General features: G+C 59.4%; 16 protein-coding genes. 14 read left to right on the top strand and 2 right to left on the bottom strand.

Annotation, left to right across the window (positions count from 1 at the left end):
- Positions 1-24 precede the first annotated feature (24 nt).
- Positions 25-531, top strand: a complete 507-nt coding sequence (locus tag ACOTX7_RS03365) for a GNAT family N-acetyltransferase (protein ID WP_047354655.1) — start codon at positions 25-27, stop codon at positions 529-531.
- 92 nt (positions 532-623) lie between these two features.
- Here ACOTX7_RS03365 and tsr read toward each other — a convergent pair whose 3' ends face one another.
- On the bottom strand, positions 624-2288 hold the full coding sequence (gene tsr, locus ACOTX7_RS03360; RefSeq protein ID WP_421626046.1) for a methyl-accepting chemotaxis protein: 1665 nt from the start codon (positions 2286-2288) through the stop codon (positions 624-626).
- Between the two features lie 83 nt (positions 2289-2371).
- Positions 2372-2812 (bottom strand): homoprotocatechuate degradation operon regulator HpaR, encoded by a 441-nt coding sequence (gene hpaR / locus ACOTX7_RS03355; protein WP_006810239.1) that lies wholly within the window; start codon positions 2810-2812, stop codon positions 2372-2374.
- A 268-nt stretch (positions 2813-3080) separates the two neighbouring features.
- On the opposite strand from hpaR, the gene hpaG reads away from it, so the two are divergent.
- The 13 genes from hpaG to yjiA all read left to right on the top strand — a co-directional run bounded on the left by hpaG (position 3081) and on the right by yjiA (position 17100).
- A complete protein-coding gene (hpaG, locus tag ACOTX7_RS03350; RefSeq protein ID WP_221256873.1) occupies positions 3081-4358 on the top strand; it encodes a 4-hydroxyphenylacetate degradation bifunctional isomerase/decarboxylase in 1278 nt (425 codons plus the stop codon).
- Positions 4355-5821 (top strand): 5-carboxymethyl-2-hydroxymuconate semialdehyde dehydrogenase, encoded by a 1467-nt coding sequence (gene hpaE, locus ACOTX7_RS03345; protein ID WP_221256872.1) that lies wholly within the window; start codon positions 4355-4357, stop codon positions 5819-5821. Before hpaG ends, hpaE begins: the two co-directional genes overlap by 4 nt.
- A 2-nt stretch (positions 5822-5823) precedes the next feature.
- Positions 5824-6675, top strand: a complete 852-nt coding sequence (hpaD, locus tag ACOTX7_RS03340; protein WP_221256871.1) for a 3,4-dihydroxyphenylacetate 2,3-dioxygenase — start codon at positions 5824-5826, stop codon at positions 6673-6675.
- 9 nt (positions 6676-6684) lie between these two features.
- Positions 6685-7065, top strand: a complete 381-nt coding sequence (locus ACOTX7_RS03335; protein ID WP_221256870.1) for a 5-carboxymethyl-2-hydroxymuconate Delta-isomerase — start codon at positions 6685-6687, stop codon at positions 7063-7065.
- A 131-nt stretch (positions 7066-7196) separates the two neighbouring features.
- Positions 7197-8000 carry a 2-oxo-hept-4-ene-1,7-dioate hydratase gene (hpaH, locus tag ACOTX7_RS03330; protein ID WP_221256869.1) on the top strand — a complete coding sequence of 268 codons (804 nt, stop codon included), beginning with the start codon at positions 7197-7199 and terminating at the stop codon, positions 7998-8000.
- A gap of 10 nt (positions 8001-8010) precedes the next feature.
- On the top strand, positions 8011-8808 hold the full coding sequence (gene hpaI / locus ACOTX7_RS03325; protein ID WP_221812977.1) for a 4-hydroxy-2-oxoheptanedioate aldolase: 798 nt from the start codon (positions 8011-8013) through the stop codon (positions 8806-8808).
- Positions 8809-8829: 21 nt separating this feature from the next.
- On the top strand, positions 8830-10176 hold the full coding sequence (hpaX, locus tag ACOTX7_RS03320) for a 4-hydroxyphenylacetate permease (protein ID WP_047354649.1): 1347 nt from the start codon (positions 8830-8832) through the stop codon (positions 10174-10176).
- The gene (hpaA, locus tag ACOTX7_RS03315; RefSeq protein WP_213826142.1) at positions 10148-11074 is read left to right on the top strand and encodes a 4-hydroxyphenylacetate catabolism regulatory protein HpaA; all 927 of its coding nucleotides are present in this window, start codon (positions 10148-10150) and stop codon (positions 11072-11074) included. Before hpaX ends, hpaA begins: the two co-directional genes overlap by 29 nt.
- A gap of 184 nt (positions 11075-11258) precedes the next feature.
- Positions 11259-12821 carry a 4-hydroxyphenylacetate 3-monooxygenase, oxygenase component gene (hpaB, locus tag ACOTX7_RS03310; RefSeq protein ID WP_221256865.1) on the top strand — a complete coding sequence of 521 codons (1563 nt, stop codon included), beginning with the start codon at positions 11259-11261 and terminating at the stop codon, positions 12819-12821.
- Between the two features lie 17 nt (positions 12822-12838).
- Positions 12839-13348, top strand: coding sequence for a 4-hydroxyphenylacetate 3-monooxygenase reductase subunit (locus tag ACOTX7_RS03305; RefSeq protein ID WP_205924778.1), 510 nt, complete (start codon positions 12839-12841; stop codon positions 13346-13348).
- Positions 13349-13682: 334 nt separating this feature from the next.
- Positions 13683-15836 carry a carbon starvation CstA family protein gene (locus ACOTX7_RS03300; RefSeq protein WP_214592254.1) on the top strand — a complete coding sequence of 718 codons (2154 nt, stop codon included), beginning with the start codon at positions 13683-13685 and terminating at the stop codon, positions 15834-15836.
- Positions 15837-15932: 96 nt separating this feature from the next.
- Entirely contained in the window at positions 15933-16136 is a 204-nt protein-coding gene (locus tag ACOTX7_RS03295; RefSeq protein ID WP_003856610.1) for a YbdD/YjiX family protein, read from the top strand.
- Positions 16137-16146: 10 nt separating this feature from the next.
- The gene (gene yjiA, locus ACOTX7_RS03290; protein ID WP_221256864.1) at positions 16147-17100 is read left to right on the top strand and encodes a GTPase; all 954 of its coding nucleotides are present in this window, start codon (positions 16147-16149) and stop codon (positions 17098-17100) included.
- Positions 17101-17257: the final 157 nt, after the last annotated feature.

Raw genomic sequence — 17257 nt, 5'->3', positions numbered from 1 at the left:
GTCGATCAGGCTATACTTCCCGCCATGAACATGACTATTCGCCCCACAACCCGCGATGACGTTACCGCCCTGCCCGCGATCGAACGTGCGGCCGGGCAGCGGTTTCGCGACGTTCCTGAGCTGGCCTGGCTTGCCGACGGCGAGGTCATTTCCGTTGAGGATCACCTCGGCTATGCCGCGCGAGGATCAAGCTGGCTGGCGCTGGCAGACGACAGGCCGGTGGGGTTTATTCTCACCGAAGCCCATCCATCGTCGCTGTTTATTGTGGAACTCTCTGTTCATCAGGACTGGCAGGGACGCGGTCTCGGACGCCAGTTAATTGCCCGTGCCGCGGCGCATGCTCGCAGTCTTGGTCTGAACTCGCTGACGTTAACGACGTTTCGTGATGTCCCGTGGAATGCGCCGTTCTATGCGCGGCTGGGGTTTGAAATGATGACGACGCTGACGCCGGAGCTGCGCCAGAAACGCGAAGAAGAGGCAGCGCACGGTTTAGCGTATGGTTCCCGCTGCGCCATGCGCCTGCCCCTGTAGTATCGCCCGGTGGCGCTGCGCTTACCGGGCCTACAAAAACCCATCCCGTAGGCCGGGTCAGGCGCAGCCGCCACCCGGCAAAATGCACAGCGTCAGAACGTTTCCCAGTTATCGCCCGCGTCTGCGGTCGCTGGTTTACGCGCCACGACCGGTGCGGTAACGCTTTTCGCGGAGGCAAACTCGCGCGCCTTCATCTGCTCCTGCTGAATACGGAACACCGCAACGGCCTGCGTCAGACGGCTCGCCTGCTCTTCCAGCGCCGCCGCCGCAGCAGCAGACTCTTCCACCAGCGAGGCGTTCTGCTGGGTCACGCGATCCATCTCCGCTACCGCCAGCCCCACCTGGTCGATACCGCGGCTCTGCTCGTCAGACGCAGACGCAATCTCGCCCATGATGTCGGTCACGCGGGTCACCGCATTCACGATCTCACCCATGGTTTCACCGGCGCTTTCTACCAGCGTTGAACCCACTTCCACGCGGCCAACGGAGTCTTCAATCAGGCTCTTGATCTCCCGCGCTGCCTGGGCGCTGCGCTGCGCCAGGTTACGGACTTCACCTGCAACCACCGCAAAGCCGCGGCCCTGCTCGCCCGCACGCGCCGCTTCTACCGCCGCGTTCAGCGCCAGAATATTGGTCTGGAAGGCAATACCGTCGATCACGCTGATAATATCAGCGATTTTCTGCGAACTCCCCGCGATGTCGCGCATGGTCTGCACCACGTTATCTACCACTTTACCGCCTTTCTGCGCGGTCTCAGACGCGCTCAGAGCCAAGTTGCTCGCCTGACGGGCATTCTCGGCGTTCTGCTTCACGGTGGCAGTCAGCTGTTCCATGCTGGCGGCGGTCTCTTCCAGAGAGGCAGCCTGCTGTTCGGTACGGGATGAGAGATCGTTATTGCCCATCGAGATTTCGCTCGCACCGCTGTAGATGGCATTCGCGCCGTTACGCACGTCACCCACGGTACGCACCAGCTCGCCCTGCATGTGGCGCAGGGAGTCGGCCAGTTCGCCCATCTCGTTGGAACCTTCCACGTCGATACGCTTCACCAGATCGCCGCTGGCGATATGACGAATGCTGTCAATCAGACGGTTCATCGGTGAAATCAGCGCCTGACGAATGCCCAGCCAGACGGCAACAATCACCACCAGCACCGCAACCAGTACGCTAATCAGCACCCAGATCGCCTGGCGGTAAGAGCTGTTGCTGTCTTCAACCGCGGTCTGATACAGCGCGTCGTTCTGTTGCAGGTAGTTAACGTACTGCTTCTCAAAGCCATCCTGATAGCTCTGGGTCGGCTGGTCGAAGAACGCATTGATCTTGCCTGCCCCCAGCAGCTGGATCAGCTCAGCCAGCGCACCGTGGTAGATATCGTAATTACGTTTGATTTCCAGCGCCGCAGCGTCGCTCTGACGCGGGTCGCGCGGCAGTGCTTCGTAATCGGCCCAGTTTTTTTCCGCCTGTTTCAGAGACGCAGAGGCAATCTGCATCAGCTCGTTGACGGTTGAGCCGCTGCCGATGTTGTTCTGATCCATCATGTAGCGGATACCCGCGCGGTTCAGGGTATTACGGGTTTGCAGCAGCGCCACCCAGCTACCGTTCAGGGTGGATTGTTGCTGGCGAATGGTTTGCAGGACGGTGAAATTCTCTTTGTCATGCTTCAGGGCATTGAAGAAAAGACCACCGGATGTGAGTTGTAAAAGGCCAAATATCGCTAAAACCAGCATGAGACTGGTGACAATCTTGATACGATTTAACATGTTTTCTCTTTCCTCAGACAGATACAGAATTTTCGGCCTGGAAAGGGAAAACTTTACGAAAATCATCCTGGAATTTAGGGTTTTTACTCTTCGTCCCGCGCGGCAATATGTCGGTTTCCAAGTTCAATAAACTCTTCCAGCAGCGCCGTGAGCTGCTTCATCTTCTCCGGCGTATATTCCGCCTCAATCTGCTGGTACGCCTCTTCCACCTGAGCCTGAGCACGCTGGTACAGCGCGTTGCCTTCTTTCGTCAGCGACACGTACAGCTTGCGCTGGTCGTTCACCGGCTTTAAGCGCAGCACCAGACCGTCGCGCTCCATCCGCGTCAGAATGCCGGTCAGGCTTGGGCGTAAAATGCAGGTGCGAAACGCCAGATCGTGAAAATCCATGGAAGGATGCTCGGCCAGCACGCGGACAATACGCCACTGCTGCTCGGTCAGATTATGCCGCTTCACTATCGGGCGGAAGTAGCCCATCGCCGCTTCACGCGCCTGCAACAGCGCGATGGTTAATGAGTCATGCATCACCTTCCCCTTACATCATTAACAAGTAAACAATTCAAAACAGATGCTTTTATAGACAACCCGTTTTAACTCAAAAAGTCTAACAGAAACAACGCCATTTTTTTAATGCATTGATTTAAAAGCATATTCACTCATTAATGTAAATTTATTGTTATTCATATCACAAATTATTCACTTCTGATTGCGAAACGAACAGCAAAAGCATAAAACCAGATCATTAACATATTAATGAAATCAAAACCGGACAGCCGGTCTGAGGAGTATGGGAATGAAAGGTACTGTTTTTGCCGTGGCGCTAAACCATCAAAGCCAGCGCACAGCCTGGGCTGAAGCGTTTGAAAAAGCTCCCTATAACGCGCCGCCAAAAACGGCGGTGTGGTTTATCAAGCCGCATAACACCGTTATCCGCGCAGGCGAACCGATTCCCTTCCCACAGGGAGAAACCGTGTTAAGCGGTGCGACGGTAGCGCTGGTGGTGGGTAAAACCGCCCGCAAGGTACGCGTAGAAGAGGCGGCGGCGTACATCGCCGGGTATGCGCTCGCCAACGAGGTGAGCCTGCCGGAAGAGAGCTTCTACCGCCCGGCCATCAAGGCCAAATGCCGGGATGGATTTTGCCCGCTTGGCGAACCTGTCGCCGTTGATAACGTCGATAACCTGACCATCATCACCGAGATTAACGGTCGCGAAGCGGACCACTGGAACACGGCCGATCTGCACCGCAACGCCGCCGAACTGCTGAGCGCCCTGAGCGAATTCGCTACCCTGAACCCCGGTGATGCGATATTGCTCGGCACCCCGCAAAGCCGGGTGGAGATCCGCCCGGGCGATCGCGTGCGCATTCTGGCGGAAGGTTTCCCGCCGCTGGAAAACCCGGTGGTCAATGAACGCGACGTTGCCATCGCTCAACGCACGCCGCCGCACGCCACGCTATTTGCCCTCGGCCTGAATTATGCCGACCACGCCAGTGAGCTGGACTTCAAACCGCCCACCGAGCCGCTGGTGTTTATCAAAGCGCCGAACACCTTTAACGGCGACGGCCAGACCTCGGTGCGCCCGAACAATATCGACTATATGCACTACGAGGCCGAGCTGGTGGTGGTCATCGGTAAAACCGCGCGCAAGGTGAGCGAAGCCGAGGCGATGGAGTATGTGGCGGGCTACACGGTGTGCAACGACTACGCCATCCGCGACTATCTCGAAAACTACTACCGCCCGAATCTGCGGGTGAAAAGCCGCGACGGGCTGACCCCCATCAGCCCGAACATGGTGCCAAAAGAAGCCATTCCTGACCCACACAACTTAGCCCTGCGCACCTTCGTCAACGGTGAACTGCGTCAGGAAGGCACCACGGCAGACCTGATCTTCAGCATCCCATTCCTGATTGCGTATCTGAGCGAGTTTATGACCCTGCAACCGGGCGACATGATTGCCACCGGCACGCCGAAGGGGCTGTCCGACGTGGTACCGGGCGATGAGGTGGTGGTGGAAGTGGAAGGCGTAGGCCGTCTGGTAAACCGAATTGTCAGTGAGGAGACCGCAAAATGAAAAAGATTAACCACTGGATCAACGGGAAAAACGTCGCCGGAAGTGAGTACTTCCACACCACCAACCCGGCCTCCGGCGAGGTGCTGGCTGAAGTGGCCTCCGGCGGGGAAGCCGAAATCCATCAGGCCGTTGCCGCCGCCAAAGAGGCGTTCCCGAAATGGGCCAACCTGCCGATGAAGGAGCGCGCGCGCCTGATGCGTCGCCTGGGCGATCTGATTGACCAGAACGTGCCGGACATTGCCGCGATGGAAACCGCCGACACCGGCCTGCCGATCCACCAGACCAAAAACGTGCTCATTCCGCGCGCCTCGCACAACTTCGAGTTCTTCGCCGAGGTGTGCCAGCAGATGAACGGCAAAACCTATCCGGTCGATGACAAGATGCTCAACTACACCCTGGTGCAGCCAGTGGGCGTCTGCGCGCTGGTGTCGCCGTGGAACGTGCCGTTTATGACCGCCACCTGGAAGGTTGCGCCGTGCCTCGCGCTGGGAAACACCGCGGTGCTGAAGATGTCTGAACTCTCGCCGCTGACCGCCGACCGTCTGGGCGAGCTGGCACTGGAGGCGGGCATTCCGGCGGGCGTGCTGAACGTGGTGCAGGGCTATGGCGCGACGGCGGGCGACGCGCTGGTGCGCCATCACGACGTGCGCGCCGTCTCCTTCACCGGCGGGACCGCCACCGGGCGCAACATCATGAAAAACGCCGGGCTGAAGAAATACTCTATGGAGCTGGGCGGTAAATCGCCGGTATTGATTTTTGAAGACGCCGACATCGAGCGTGCGCTGGACGCCGCCCTGTTCACCATCTTCTCCATCAACGGCGAACGCTGCACCGCTGGCTCGCGCATCTTTATCCAGCAGAGCATCTACCCGGAATTCATCAAGCGCTTTGCCGAGCGCGCCAGCCGCCTGCGCGTGGGTGACCCGACCGATCCGAACACCCAGATTGGTGCGCTCATCAGCCAGCAACACTGGGAAAAAGTCTCCGGCTATATCCGTCTCGGCATTGAAGAAGGCGCGACCCTGCTGGCGGGCGGCCCGGACAAACCAACCGATCTGCCTGCGCACCTGAAGGGCGGCAACTTCCTGCGCCCGACCGTACTGGCGGATGTTGATAACCGCATGCGCGTGGCGCAGGAGGAGATCTTCGGGCCGGTGGCCTGCCTCCTGCCGTTCAAAGACGAAGCGGAAGGCCTGCGGCTGGCCAACGACGTGGAGTACGGGCTGGCGTCATACATCTGGACTCAGGACGTCAGCAAAGTGCTGCGTCTGGCGCGCAATATCGAAGCGGGCATGGTGTTCGTTAACACCCAGAACGTGCGCGACCTGCGCCAGCCCTTTGGCGGCGTGAAAGCCTCCGGCACCGGGCGCGAGGGTGGCGAGTACAGCTTCGAAGTCTTCGCGGAGATGAAGAACGTCTGCATCTCCATGGGCGACCATCCGATTCCAAAGTGGGGGATCTGATCATGGGAAAATTAGCGTTAGCGGCAAAAATCACCCACGTCCCGTCGATGTATCTCTCTGAGCTGCCGGGCAAAAACCACGGCTGCCGCCAGTCGGCCATCGACGGGCATAAAGAGATCAGCAAGCGCTGCCGCGAGCTGGGGGTGGACACCATCATCGTGTTCGACACCCACTGGCTGGTGAACAGCGCGTACCACATCAACTGCGCGGACCATTTTTCAGGCGTCTACACCAGCAACGAGCTGCCGCATTTTATTCGCGACATGACCTACGACTACGACGGCAACCCGGAACTCGGCCAGCTGATCGCCGACGAGGCGGTGAAGCGTGGCGTGCGCGCCAAAGCGCACAACATCCCGAGCCTGAAGCTGGAGTACGGCACGCTGGTGCCGATGCGCTACATGAACGCGGATAAGCACTTCAAAGTGGTCTCCATCTCGGCGTTCTGCACGGTTCACGACTTCGCCGACAGCCGCAGGCTGGGCGAGGCCATCGTCAGCGCCATCGAAAAATACGACGGCACCGTGGCGGTGCTCGCCAGCGGCTCGCTCTCGCACCGCTTTATCGATGACCAGCGCGCGGAGGAAGGGATGAACAGCTACACCCGCGAGTTCGACCGCCAGATGGACGAGCGGGTGGTGAAGCTGTGGCGCGAAGGCCAGTTCAGGGAATTTTGCAGCATGCTGCCGGAGTACGCCGACTACTGCTACGGCGAGGGCAACATGCACGACACGGTGATGCTGCTGGGGATGCTCGGCTGGGACAAATACGACGGCAAGGTGGAGTTTCTCACCGAGCTGTTCGCCAGCTCCGGCACTGGTCAGGTTAACGCCGTTTTCCCGCTGCCCGCGTAAGGAGTCACCATGCCGCACTTTATTGCTGAATGTACCGACAACATCCGCGAGCAGGCCGACCTGCCGGGGCTGTTCGCCAAAGTGAACGAGGCGCTCGCCGCCACGGGGATCTTCCCGCTCGGCGGTATCCGCAGCCGCGCCCACTGGCTGGACACCTGGCAGATGGCAGACGGTAAGCACGATTACGCCTTTGTGCACATGACGCTGAAGATCGGCGCCGGGCGCAGCCTGGAGAGCCGGGAAGAGGTCGGTGAAATGCTGTTTGCGCTGATCAAAACGCACTTCGCGGAGCTGATGGCGGAGCGCTATCTGGCGCTGTCTTTCGCCATGGAAGAACTCGATCCGACGCTCAACTACAAACAAAACAACGTGCACGCGTTGTTTAAGTAACACGCTCGATCGATCCCCTCTCCCCTTTGGGGAGAGGGTTAGGGTGAGGGGAAATCTCTGCGGCCTGATGCCCTCACCCCGGCCCTCTCCCACAGGGAGAGGGAGAAAACAAATAACAACAGGATATCGCCATGCTCGACAAACACACCCATACTCTGATCGCCCACCGCCTGCATCAGGCGGAACAATCCCGGGAGCAGATCCGCGCGATCTCGCTGGAGTACCCGGAGATCACCATTGAAGACGCCTACGCCGTCCAGCGCGAATGGGTGAACCTGAAAATTGCCGAAGGCCGCGTGCTGAAAGGCCACAAGATCGGCCTCACCTCGAAAGCGATGCAGGCCAGCTCGCAAATCAGCGAGCCGGACTACGGCGCGCTGCTGGACGACATGTTCTTCCACGACGGCAGCGACATCCCCGTGGATCGCTTTATCGTCCCGCGCATTGAAGTGGAGCTGGCCTTCGTGCTGGCAAAACCGCTGCGCGGCCCGAACTGCACGATCTTCGACGTCTACAACACCACGGACTACGTCATCCCCGCCCTGGAGCTGATCGACGCCCGCTGCCACAACATCGACCCGGAAACCCAGCGCCCGCGCAAGGTGTTCGACACCATCTCCGATAACGCCGCCAATGCGGGCGTGATCCTCGGCGGCCGCCCGATTAAACCCGACGAGCTGGATCTGCGCTGGATCTCCGCCCTGCTCTACCGCAACGGCGTGATCGAAGAGACCGGCGTTGCCGCTGGCGTGCTTAACCACCCGGCGAACGGCGTGGCGTGGCTGGCGAACAAACTCGCGCCATACGATGTGCAGCTTGAACCAGGGCAAATCATCCTCGGCGGCTCGTTTACCCGCCCGGTACCCGCCAGCAGGGGCGACACCTTCCATGTCGACTACGGCAACATGGGCTCCATCAGCTGCCGCTTTGTATAAGGAGATGACCATGCAAAACGCATTCAAAGCGGCGCTGAAGGCGGGCCGTCCGCAAATCGGGTTATGGCTGGGGCTGACCAGCAGTTACAGCGCAGAGCTACTGGCCGGAGCAGGCTTCGACTGGCTGCTGATCGACGGGGAGCACGCGCCAAACAGCGTGCAGACCATCTTAACCCAGCTACAGGCCATCGCCCCTTATCCCAGCCAGCCGGTGGTGCGCCCGTCGTGGAACGATCCGGTGCAGATCAAACAGCTGCTGGACGTGGGGGCGCAAACCCTGCTGGTGCCGATGGTGCAAAACGCCGACGAAGCGCGGCTGGCGGTGAGCGCCACACGCTACCCGCCTGCGGGCATTCGCGGCGTTGGCAGCGCGCTGGCGCGGGCGTCGCGCTGGAACCGCATCCCGGACTATCTGCATCAGGCTAACGACGCCATGTGCGTGCTGGTGCAAATCGAAACCCGCATGGCATTGAAAAACCTGCCGCAGATCCTGGACGTGGAAGGCGTCGACGGGGTGTTTATCGGCCCGGCGGATCTGAGCGCCGACATGGGCTTCGCCGGCAACCCGCAGCACCCGGAGGTGCAGGCCGCCATTGAACAGGCAATCGCGCAGATCCTGAGCGCGGGTAAAGCGCCCGGCATCCTGATGGCGAACGAGCAGCTGGCGAAACGCTATCTTGAACTCGGCGCGCTGTTTGTCGCGGTCGGCGTGGATACCACTCTGCTCGCCCGCGGCGCGGAAGCGCTGGCGGCGCGCTTTATCGAACAACCGGTTACGTCAGTGAATAACAATAAATCCGTCTACTAAACGTAAGATCTGGAGCGCACCATGACGACCTCTACCCTGCAAGATAAGAAAGCTATAGAACATCGCGCGATCAACAAGCTGTTCCGTCGTTTGATCGTGTTTCTCTTTATCCTGTTTGTTTTCTCGTTTCTCGATCGCATCAACATCGGCTTTGCCGGACTGACGATGGGCAAAGATCTGGGCCTCACCTCCACCATGTTTGGCCTGGCCGCGACGCTGTTTTACGTCACCTACGTGCTGTGCGGCATCCCGAGCAACATCATGCTGGCGAAGGTCGGCGCCCGCCGCTGGATCGCCGGGATCATGGTGGTATGGGGCATCGCCTCCACCTGCACCATGTTCGCCACCAGCCCGGAAACGCTTTACGTGCTGCGCATGCTGGTGGGCATTGCCGAAGCCGGTTTCCTGCCGGGCATTCTGGTGTATCTCACCTGGTGGTTCCCGGCCTATCATCGCGCCCGCGCCAACGCGCTGTTTATGATTGCCATGCCGGTCACCATGATGCTCGGCTCGATCCTCTCCGGGTACATCCTGGCAATGGACGGACTGTGGAACCTGAAGGGCTGGCAGTGGCTGTTCCTGCTTGAAGGGTTGCCGTCGGTGGTGCTCGGCGTCGTGACCTGGTTTTACCTCAACGACACGCCGGATCAGGCCACCTGGCTGGACGACGACGAAAAGCAGGCGCTGAAAGCGATGATCGCCCGCGAGCAGGAGGTCGCCATTGCCCAATCCGCCACGCCGCGATCGACGCTGCGCGAAGTGCTGACTCCGGCCGTGCTGCTCTACACGCTGGCCTACTTCTGCCTGACCAACACGCTCAGCGCCATCAACATCTGGACGCCGCAGATCCTGCAAAGCTTCAACACGGGAAGCAGCAATATCGTCATCGGCCTGCTGGCGGCGATCCCGCAGTTTTGCACCATCCTCGGGATGATCTGGTGGAGCCGCCGCTCCGACAGGCTGAAAGAGCGAAAAAAGCACACCATCCTGCCGTATCTGTTTGCAGCAGCGGGATGGATGCTGGCCTCGGCGACCGATCACAGCCTGATCCAGCTGCTTGGCATCATCATGGCCTCAACCGGATCGTTTACCGCCATGGCGATCTTCTGGACCACGCCGGACCAGGTGATTAGCCTGCAATCCCGCGCGGTGGCGCTGGCGGTGATCAACGCCATCGGCAACGTCGGATCTGCCGTCAGCCCGTTACTGATTGGGATCCTGCGCGACGCGACCGGCAGCTTCAGCTCGGGGCTGTGGTTCGTGGCGGGTCTGCTGGTGGTCGGCGCGCTGGTGCTGACGCGCATTCCGATGACGCAGCGGGATCAACAGAGGAACGATCATGTGCCAGAGCCCCATCGCCAACATTGATATCAGCAAGGAGTACGACGAAAGTCTGGGCACCGACGATGTGCACTACCAGTCGTTTGCCCGCATGGCGGCCTTTTTTGGCCGCGACATGCAGGCGCATCGTCACGACCAGTATTTTCAGATGCACTTTCTCGACACCGGGCAGATTGAGCTTCAGCTCGACGATCACCGCTATTCGGTGCAGGCCCCGCTGTTTGTGCTGACGCCGCCGTCGGTGCCGCACGCGTTTATCACCGAATCCGACAGCGACGGTCACGTGCTGACGGTGCGCGAGGATCTCATCTGGCCGCTATTAGAAGTGCTCTACCCCGGCACGCGGGAAGCGTTCGGCCTGCCGGGGATCTGCCTGTCGCTTGCCGACAGGCCTGACGAACTGGCGGCGCTGAAGCACTACTGGCAGCTCATTGCCCGGGAATCCACGGAACAGCTGCCGGGACGTGAATATACGCTGGTCCTTCTGGCGCAGGCGGTGTTTACCCTGCTGCTGCGCAACGCGAAGCTCGACGACCACGCTTCAGGCGGTATGCGCGGCGAGCTGAAGCTGTTCCAGCGCTTTAATCAGCTGACAGATGCGCACTACCACGAGCACTGGACGGTGCCGGAATACGCCAGCGAACTGCACCTCACCGAATCCCGCCTGACGGACATCTGCCGCCGCTTCGCCAACCGCTCGCCGAAACGGCTGATCTTCGACCGGCAGCTGCGGGAAGCCAGACGGCTGCTGCTGTTTTCCGACAGCACAGTGAGCGAAATTGCCTGGCAGCTGGGGTTTAAAGATCCGGCCTATTTCGCCCGGTTTTTTAACCGGCTGACGGGGTGCTCACCCAGCGCGTATCGGGCGCAGAAAGTACCGGTTTCCCCTCACCCCGGCCCTCTCCCCATAGGGGAGAGGGTGTAATTGTTCCCTCTCCCCTGTGGGGAGAGGGTTAGGGTGAGGGGACAACGATCACAAATCCCTTCTCCACCCGAAAAGTACCAGCCGTTGTCCCAATCGTCCCTTCACGTTCCGCCCCTCTCACGCTTCAATTAAACAACAAAAACAAAACATAAATTTAACAACCATCTTCCGATACGAGGTCCCTATGAAGCCTGAAGATTTCCGCGCTGATGCCAAACGTCCGTTAACCGGTGAAGAGTATTTAAAAAGCCTGCAAGATGGCCGTGAGATTTATATCTACGGCGAACGCGTGAAGGACGTCACTACCCACCCGGCATTTCGCAATGCGGCGGCGTCCATCGCCCAGATGTACGACGCCCTGCACAAGCCAGACATGCAGGATACCCTCTGCTGGGGCACTGACACCGGCAACGGCGGCTACACCCATAAATTTTTCCGCGTGGCGAAAAGCGCCGACGACCTGCGCCAGCAGCGCGATGCCATCGCCGAGTGGTCGCGCCTGAGCTACGGCTGGATGGGACGTACGCCGGACTACAAAGCGGCGTTCGGCTGCGCGCTCGGCGCTAACCCTGCCTTCTACGGTCAGTTCGAGCAGAACGCCCGCAACTGGTACACCCGTATTCAGGAAACCGGCCTCTACTTCAACCATGCCATCGTCAACCCGCCGATCGACCGCCACAAACCGGCGGACGAGGTGAAAGACGTTTACATCAAGCTGGAGAAAGAGACCGACGCCGGGATCATCGTCAGCGGCGCAAAAGTAGTGGCGACCAACTCGGCGTTGACCCACTACAACATGATCGGTTTTGGCTCGGCGCAGGTGATGGGCGAAAATCCGGACTTCGCGCTGATGTTCGTCGCGCCGATGGACGCCGAAGGGGTGAAGCTGATCTCCCGCGCCTCTTACGAGATGGTGGCAGGGGCGACCGGCTCTCCGTACGACTATCCGCTCTCCAGCCGCTTCGACGAGAACGACGCCATTCTGGTGATGGATCATGTGCTGATCCCGTGGGAAAACGTGCTCATCTATCGCGATTTCGACCGCTGCCGTCGCTGGACGATGGAAGGTGGCTTCGCCCGCATGTACCCGCTTCAGGCCTGCGTGCGTCTGGCAGTGAAGCTCGACTTTATCACCGCCCTGCTGAAGAAATCGCTGGAGTGTACCGGCACCCTTGAGTTCCGCGGCGTACAGGCAGATCTCGGCGAAGTGGTGGCGTGGCGCAACATGTTCTGGGCGCTGAGCGACTCCATGTGCTCCGAAGCCACGCCGTGGGTGAACGGCGCGTACCTGCCTGACCACGCGGCGTTGCAGACCTACCGCGTGATGGCGCCAATGGCCTATGCGAAGATCAAGAACATCATCGAACGTAACGTCACCTCCGGGCTGATCTACCTGCCGTCCAGCGCCCGTGACCTGAACAATCCGCAGATCGACCAGTATCTGGCGAAGTACGTGCGCGGCTCCAACGGCATGGATCATGTCGAACGCATCAAGATTCTGAAACTGATGTGGGATGCCATCGGCAGCGAGTTTGGCGGACGTCACGAGCTGTACGAAATCAACTACTCCGGTAGCCAGGATGAGATCCGCCTGCAATGCCTGCGTCAGGCGCAAAGCTCCGGCAACATGGACAAGATGATGGCGATGGTTGACCGCTGCATGTCCGAGTACGACCAGCACGGCTGGACCGTACCGCACCTGCACAACAACACTGATATCAACATGCTGGATAAGCTGCTGAAATAACGCAGCGGGAGGTTTCAATGCAAACAGAAGAACGCCTGCGTTTTCGCGACGCGATGGCCAGCCTGTCGGCGGCGGTGAATGTAGTTACCACCGAGGGGGACGCGGGTCGCTGCGGCATTACCGCCACCGCTGTCTGCTCGGTAACGGACACCCCGCCTTCGATCATGGTCTGCATCAACGCCAACAGCGCCATGAACCCGGTCTTCCAGGGCAACGGCAAACTGTGCGTCAACGTGCTGAACCACGAGCAGGAGATCATGGCCCGCCACTTCGCCGGGATGACCGGCATGGCGATGGAGGAGCGCTTCGCTCTCTCCTGCTGGCAGAAAGGCCCGCTGGCGCAGCCGGTACTGAAGGGCGCTCTGGCAAGCCTGGAAGGTGAGATAACCCAGGTGCAAACCATCGGCACCCATCTGGTCTATCTCGTGGAAATTAAGAACATCATCCTCAGCAGCGAGGGGCACGGCCTGATCTACTTCAAGCGCCGTTTCCACCCGGTGATGATGGAGATGGAAGCCGCGGTGTGATCCCGTTGCGCAAAAAAAACGCTAACGTTTCCGCAAAGGTCCGCGGTTAACACGCCATAAGATCGCTTTTCCGGGAAGGCTGGCGCGCAGGGCCAGCCGCCCCCCGCAGGATTAGATTATCCTTAGTGATCTCAATCACATATTTTCGCCCGCCGGGGGTGAGCCTTAACCACTTACCCTCGCTTTTGACCGCTCACGCATCGCTTTCAACCACTCACCCATTTACCGTGCTTTACACGCGCGAGGATCTGGCACGATCGCTCCAGCATTACTCAATACCTCCTCACAACGAACCCTGACCCTTTTTTCTTTACATAAAAAACCAGGTCTTACTATGGATACTAAAAAACTACTCAAGCACGTGCCCTGGGCCTTACTCGGGATCATCGGTGCTTTCTGTCTGGCGGTTGTCGCATTACGCCGGGGCGAGCACGTCAGCGCCCTCTGGATCGTGGTCGCGTCGGTTTCCGTCTACCTTGTGGCTTATCGCTACTACAGCCTGTACATCGCGCAGAAGGTCATGAAGCTCGACCCGACGCGCGCCACCCCGGCGGTCATTAACAATGACGGCCTGAACTACGTGCCAACCAACCGCTACGTGCTGTTTGGTCACCACTTTGCCGCCATTGCAGGCGCTGGCCCGCTGGTCGGCCCGGTGCTGGCCGCGCAGATGGGCTACCTGCCGGGTACGCTCTGGCTGCTGGCGGGCGTGGTGCTGGCGGGTGCGGTGCAGGACTTTATGGTGCTGTTTATCTCCTCGCGTCGTAACGGTTCGTCGCTGGGCGAGATGATCAAAGAGGAGATGGGCCGCGTGCCGGGCACGATCGCCCTCTTCGGCTGCTTCCTGATTATGATCATCATCCTGGCGGTGCTGGCGTTGATCGTGGTGAAAGCGCTGGCCGAAAGTCCGTGGGGCGTCTTTACCGTCTGCTCTACCGTACCGATTGCGCTGTTCATGGGCATCTACATGCGCTTCCTGCGCCCTGGCCGCGTGGGTGAAGTGTCGGTCATCGGTATCGTGCTGCTGGTCGCGTCCATCTACTTCGGCGGCGTGATTGCACACGACCCGTACTGGGGCCCGGCGCTGACCTTTAAAGACACCACCATCACCTTCGCGCTGATCGGTTACGCGTTCATCTCTGCGCTGCTGCCGGTGTGGCTGATTCTGGCCCCGCGTGACTACCTGGCGACCTTCCTGAAAATCGGCGTTATCGTCGGGCTGGCGATTGGTATTGTGATCATCAACCCGGAGCTGAAAATGCCGGCGGTGACGCAGTACATTGACGGTACCGGTCCGCTGTGGAAAGGCGCCCTGTTCCCGTTCCTGTTTATCACCATCGCCTGCGGCGCCGTATCTGGCTTCCACGCGCTGATCTCCTCCGGCACCACGCCGAAGCTGATGGCCAACGAAACCGACGCGCGCTTTATCGGTTACGGCGCGATGCTGATGGAATCCTTCGTGGCGATCATGGCGCTGGTTGCGGCGTCGATTATTGAGCCTGGCCTGTACTTCGCGATGAACACCCCGCCAGCGGGTCTCGGCATCACCATGCCAAACCTGCACGAGATGGGTGGCGAAAACACCGCGCTGATCATGGCGCAGCTGAAAGATGCCAGCGCACACGCGGCGGCGACCGTTAGCTCCTGGGGCTTCGTGATTTCGCCTGAGCAGATCATGCAGACCGCGAAAGACATCGGCGAACCGTCCGTGCTGAACCGCGCAGGTGGTGCACCGACGCTGGCCGTGGGTATTGCACACGTGTTCCACAAAGTGCTGCCGTGGGCGGACATGGGCTTCTGGTACCACTTCGGTATTCTGTTTGAAGCGCTGTTCATCCTCACCGCGCTGGATGCCGGTACGCGTGCAGGCCGCTTCATGTTGCAGGATTTGCTGGGTAACTTCGTGCCGTTCCTGAAGAAAACCGACTCTCTGGTAGCCGGTGTGCTGGGTACTGCGGGTTGCGTAGGCCTGTGGGGTTACCTGCTGTATCAGGGCGTTGTTGACCCACTGGGCGGCGTGAAGAGCCTCTGGCCGCTGTTCGGCATCTCTAACCAGATGCTGGCGGCTGTGGCCCTGGTGCTGGGTACCGTTGTCCTCGTGAAGATGAAACGCACCAGATACATCTGGGTAACCGTCGTTCCTGCACTGTGGCTGCTGCTCTGCACCACCTGGGCGCTGGGTCTGAAACTGTTCAGCACCAACCCGCAGCTGGAAGGCTTCTTCTTCATGGCTAACCAGTACAAAGAGAAGATTGCCGCAGGCGGCGCGGATCTGACCGCGCAGCAGATTGCCAACATGAACCATATCGTGGTGAACAACTACACCAACGCGGGTCTGAGCATTCTGTTCCTGGTGGTGGTGTACAGCATTATCTTCTACGGCATCAAAACCTGGATGAAAGTGCGCAACGCCGAAGGCCGTACGGATAAAGAGACCCCGTACGTGCCGGTACCGGAAGGCGGCGTGAAGACCTCTTCGCACCATTAAAAAAATGGCGGGTGGCGCTACGCTGACCCGCCCTACAACGGTACTGTAGGCCCGGTAAGCGTAGCGCCACCGGGCTTTGTCTTATCAGGATGCATTATGTTTGGTAACTTAGGCGAAGCAAAAAAATACCTCGGTCAGGCGGCGAAAATGCTGATTGGCATTCCGGACTATGACAACTACGTTGAGCATATGAAGACCAACCATCCGGATAAGCCGTACATGACCTACACTGAATTCTTCCGCGAGCGTCAGGAAGCGCGCTACGGCGGAAGTGGAGAAGGCGGCGTCCGCTGCTGCTAAAGGAGAAACCATGACCCCGATTGCCGTTACCCTGCTGACCGGTTTCCTCGGCGCCGGTAAAACCACCCTGCTGCGCCATATCCTGAATGAACAGCACGGCTTCAAAATCGCCGTCATCGAAAACGAATTTGGCGAAGTCTCCGTTGACGATCAATTAATCGGCGACCGCGCCACGCAGATCAAAACCCTAACCAACGGCTGCATCTGCTGCACCCGCTCTAACGAATTAGAAGACGCCCTGCTGGACCTGCTCGACAGCCGCGATCGCGGTGACATCGACTTCGACCGCCTGGTAATCGAGTGCACCGGCATGGCCGACCCCGGCCCGATTATTCAGACCTTTTTCTCGCACGAGATCCTCTGCCAGCGCTACCTGCTGGACGGCGTGATTGCACTGGTCGACGCGGTCTATGCCGACGAGCAGATGAACCAGTTCACCATCGCCCAGTCCCAGGTGGGCTACGCCGACCGCATCCTGCTGACCAAAACCGACGTGGCGGGCGACAGCGAAAAACTCCGCGAGCGCCTGACGCGCATTAACTCGCGTGCGCCAATTTACACGGTGACGCACGGCGATATCGATCTCGCCCAGCTGTTCAACACCAACGGCTTTATGCTGGAAGAGAACGTCACCGCGAAGCCGCGCTTCCACTTTATATCCGACAAGCAAAACGACGTGGCGTCGATTGTGGTGGAGCTGGACTACCCGGTTGACATCAGCGAGGTCTCCCGCGTGATGGAGAACCTGCTGCTGTCGTTTGCCGACAAGCTGCTGCGCTACAAAGGGATGCTGTGGATCGACGGCGAACCGAACCGCCTGCTGTTCCAGGGGGTACAGCGCCTGTATAGCGCCGACTGGGACCGCCCGTGGGGTGAGGAAGCGCCGCACAGCGTGATGGTGTTTATTGGAATACAGCTGCCGGAAGAGGAGATTCGGGCAGCGTTTGCGGGACTGAAGAAATAAGATAAATCAGGGCCTATTTTTAATGGCCCTGATTTAATTACCGTCTCGGATTTTCGATTTTTTTATTCTCTGCTCTCTGGCAGAGAAGTAAGATTACAGCGACTTTGTTGAATAAATCGAACTTTTGCTGAGTTGAAGGATCAGATCACGCATCTTC

It is taken from the genome of Enterobacter cloacae complex sp. IR5418 (genome assembly GCF_049238105.1).
GTDB lineage: Bacteria > Pseudomonadota > Gammaproteobacteria > Enterobacterales > Enterobacteriaceae > Enterobacter > Enterobacter hormaechei.
Note: the sequence above shows the minus strand (reverse complement) of the source record. Positions and strands in the feature narration are given on the sequence as shown.

Bases quoted from the DNA above. Each gene is read 5' to 3' on its own strand.
- ACOTX7_RS03365 (WP_047354655.1), top strand. From the start codon at position 25: ATGAACATGACTATTCGCCCCACAACCCGCGATGACGTTACCGCCCTG.
- tsr (WP_421626046.1), bottom strand. From the start codon at position 2,288: ATGTTAAATCGTATCAAGATTGTCACCAGTCTCATGCTGGTTTTAGCG.
- hpaR (WP_006810239.1), bottom strand. From the start codon at position 2,812: ATGCATGACTCATTAACCATCGCGCTGTTGCAGGCGCGTGAAGCGGCG.
- hpaG (WP_221256873.1), top strand. From the start codon at position 3,081: ATGAAAGGTACTGTTTTTGCCGTGGCGCTAAACCATCAAAGCCAGCGC.
- hpaE (WP_221256872.1), top strand. From the start codon at position 4,355: ATGAAAAAGATTAACCACTGGATCAACGGGAAAAACGTCGCCGGAAGT.
- hpaD (WP_221256871.1), top strand. From the start codon at position 5,824: ATGGGAAAATTAGCGTTAGCGGCAAAAATCACCCACGTCCCGTCGATG.
- ACOTX7_RS03335 (WP_221256870.1), top strand. From the start codon at position 6,685: ATGCCGCACTTTATTGCTGAATGTACCGACAACATCCGCGAGCAGGCC.
- hpaH (WP_221256869.1), top strand. From the start codon at position 7,197: ATGCTCGACAAACACACCCATACTCTGATCGCCCACCGCCTGCATCAG.
- hpaI (WP_221812977.1), top strand. From the start codon at position 8,011: ATGCAAAACGCATTCAAAGCGGCGCTGAAGGCGGGCCGTCCGCAAATC.
- hpaX (WP_047354649.1), top strand. From the start codon at position 8,830: ATGACGACCTCTACCCTGCAAGATAAGAAAGCTATAGAACATCGCGCG.
- hpaA (WP_213826142.1), top strand. From the start codon at position 10,148: ATGTGCCAGAGCCCCATCGCCAACATTGATATCAGCAAGGAGTACGAC.
- hpaB (WP_221256865.1), top strand. From the start codon at position 11,259: ATGAAGCCTGAAGATTTCCGCGCTGATGCCAAACGTCCGTTAACCGGT.
- ACOTX7_RS03305 (WP_205924778.1), top strand. From the start codon at position 12,839: ATGCAAACAGAAGAACGCCTGCGTTTTCGCGACGCGATGGCCAGCCTG.
- ACOTX7_RS03300 (WP_214592254.1), top strand. From the start codon at position 13,683: ATGGATACTAAAAAACTACTCAAGCACGTGCCCTGGGCCTTACTCGGG.
- ACOTX7_RS03295 (WP_003856610.1), top strand. From the start codon at position 15,933: ATGTTTGGTAACTTAGGCGAAGCAAAAAAATACCTCGGTCAGGCGGCG.
- yjiA (WP_221256864.1), top strand. From the start codon at position 16,147: ATGACCCCGATTGCCGTTACCCTGCTGACCGGTTTCCTCGGCGCCGGT.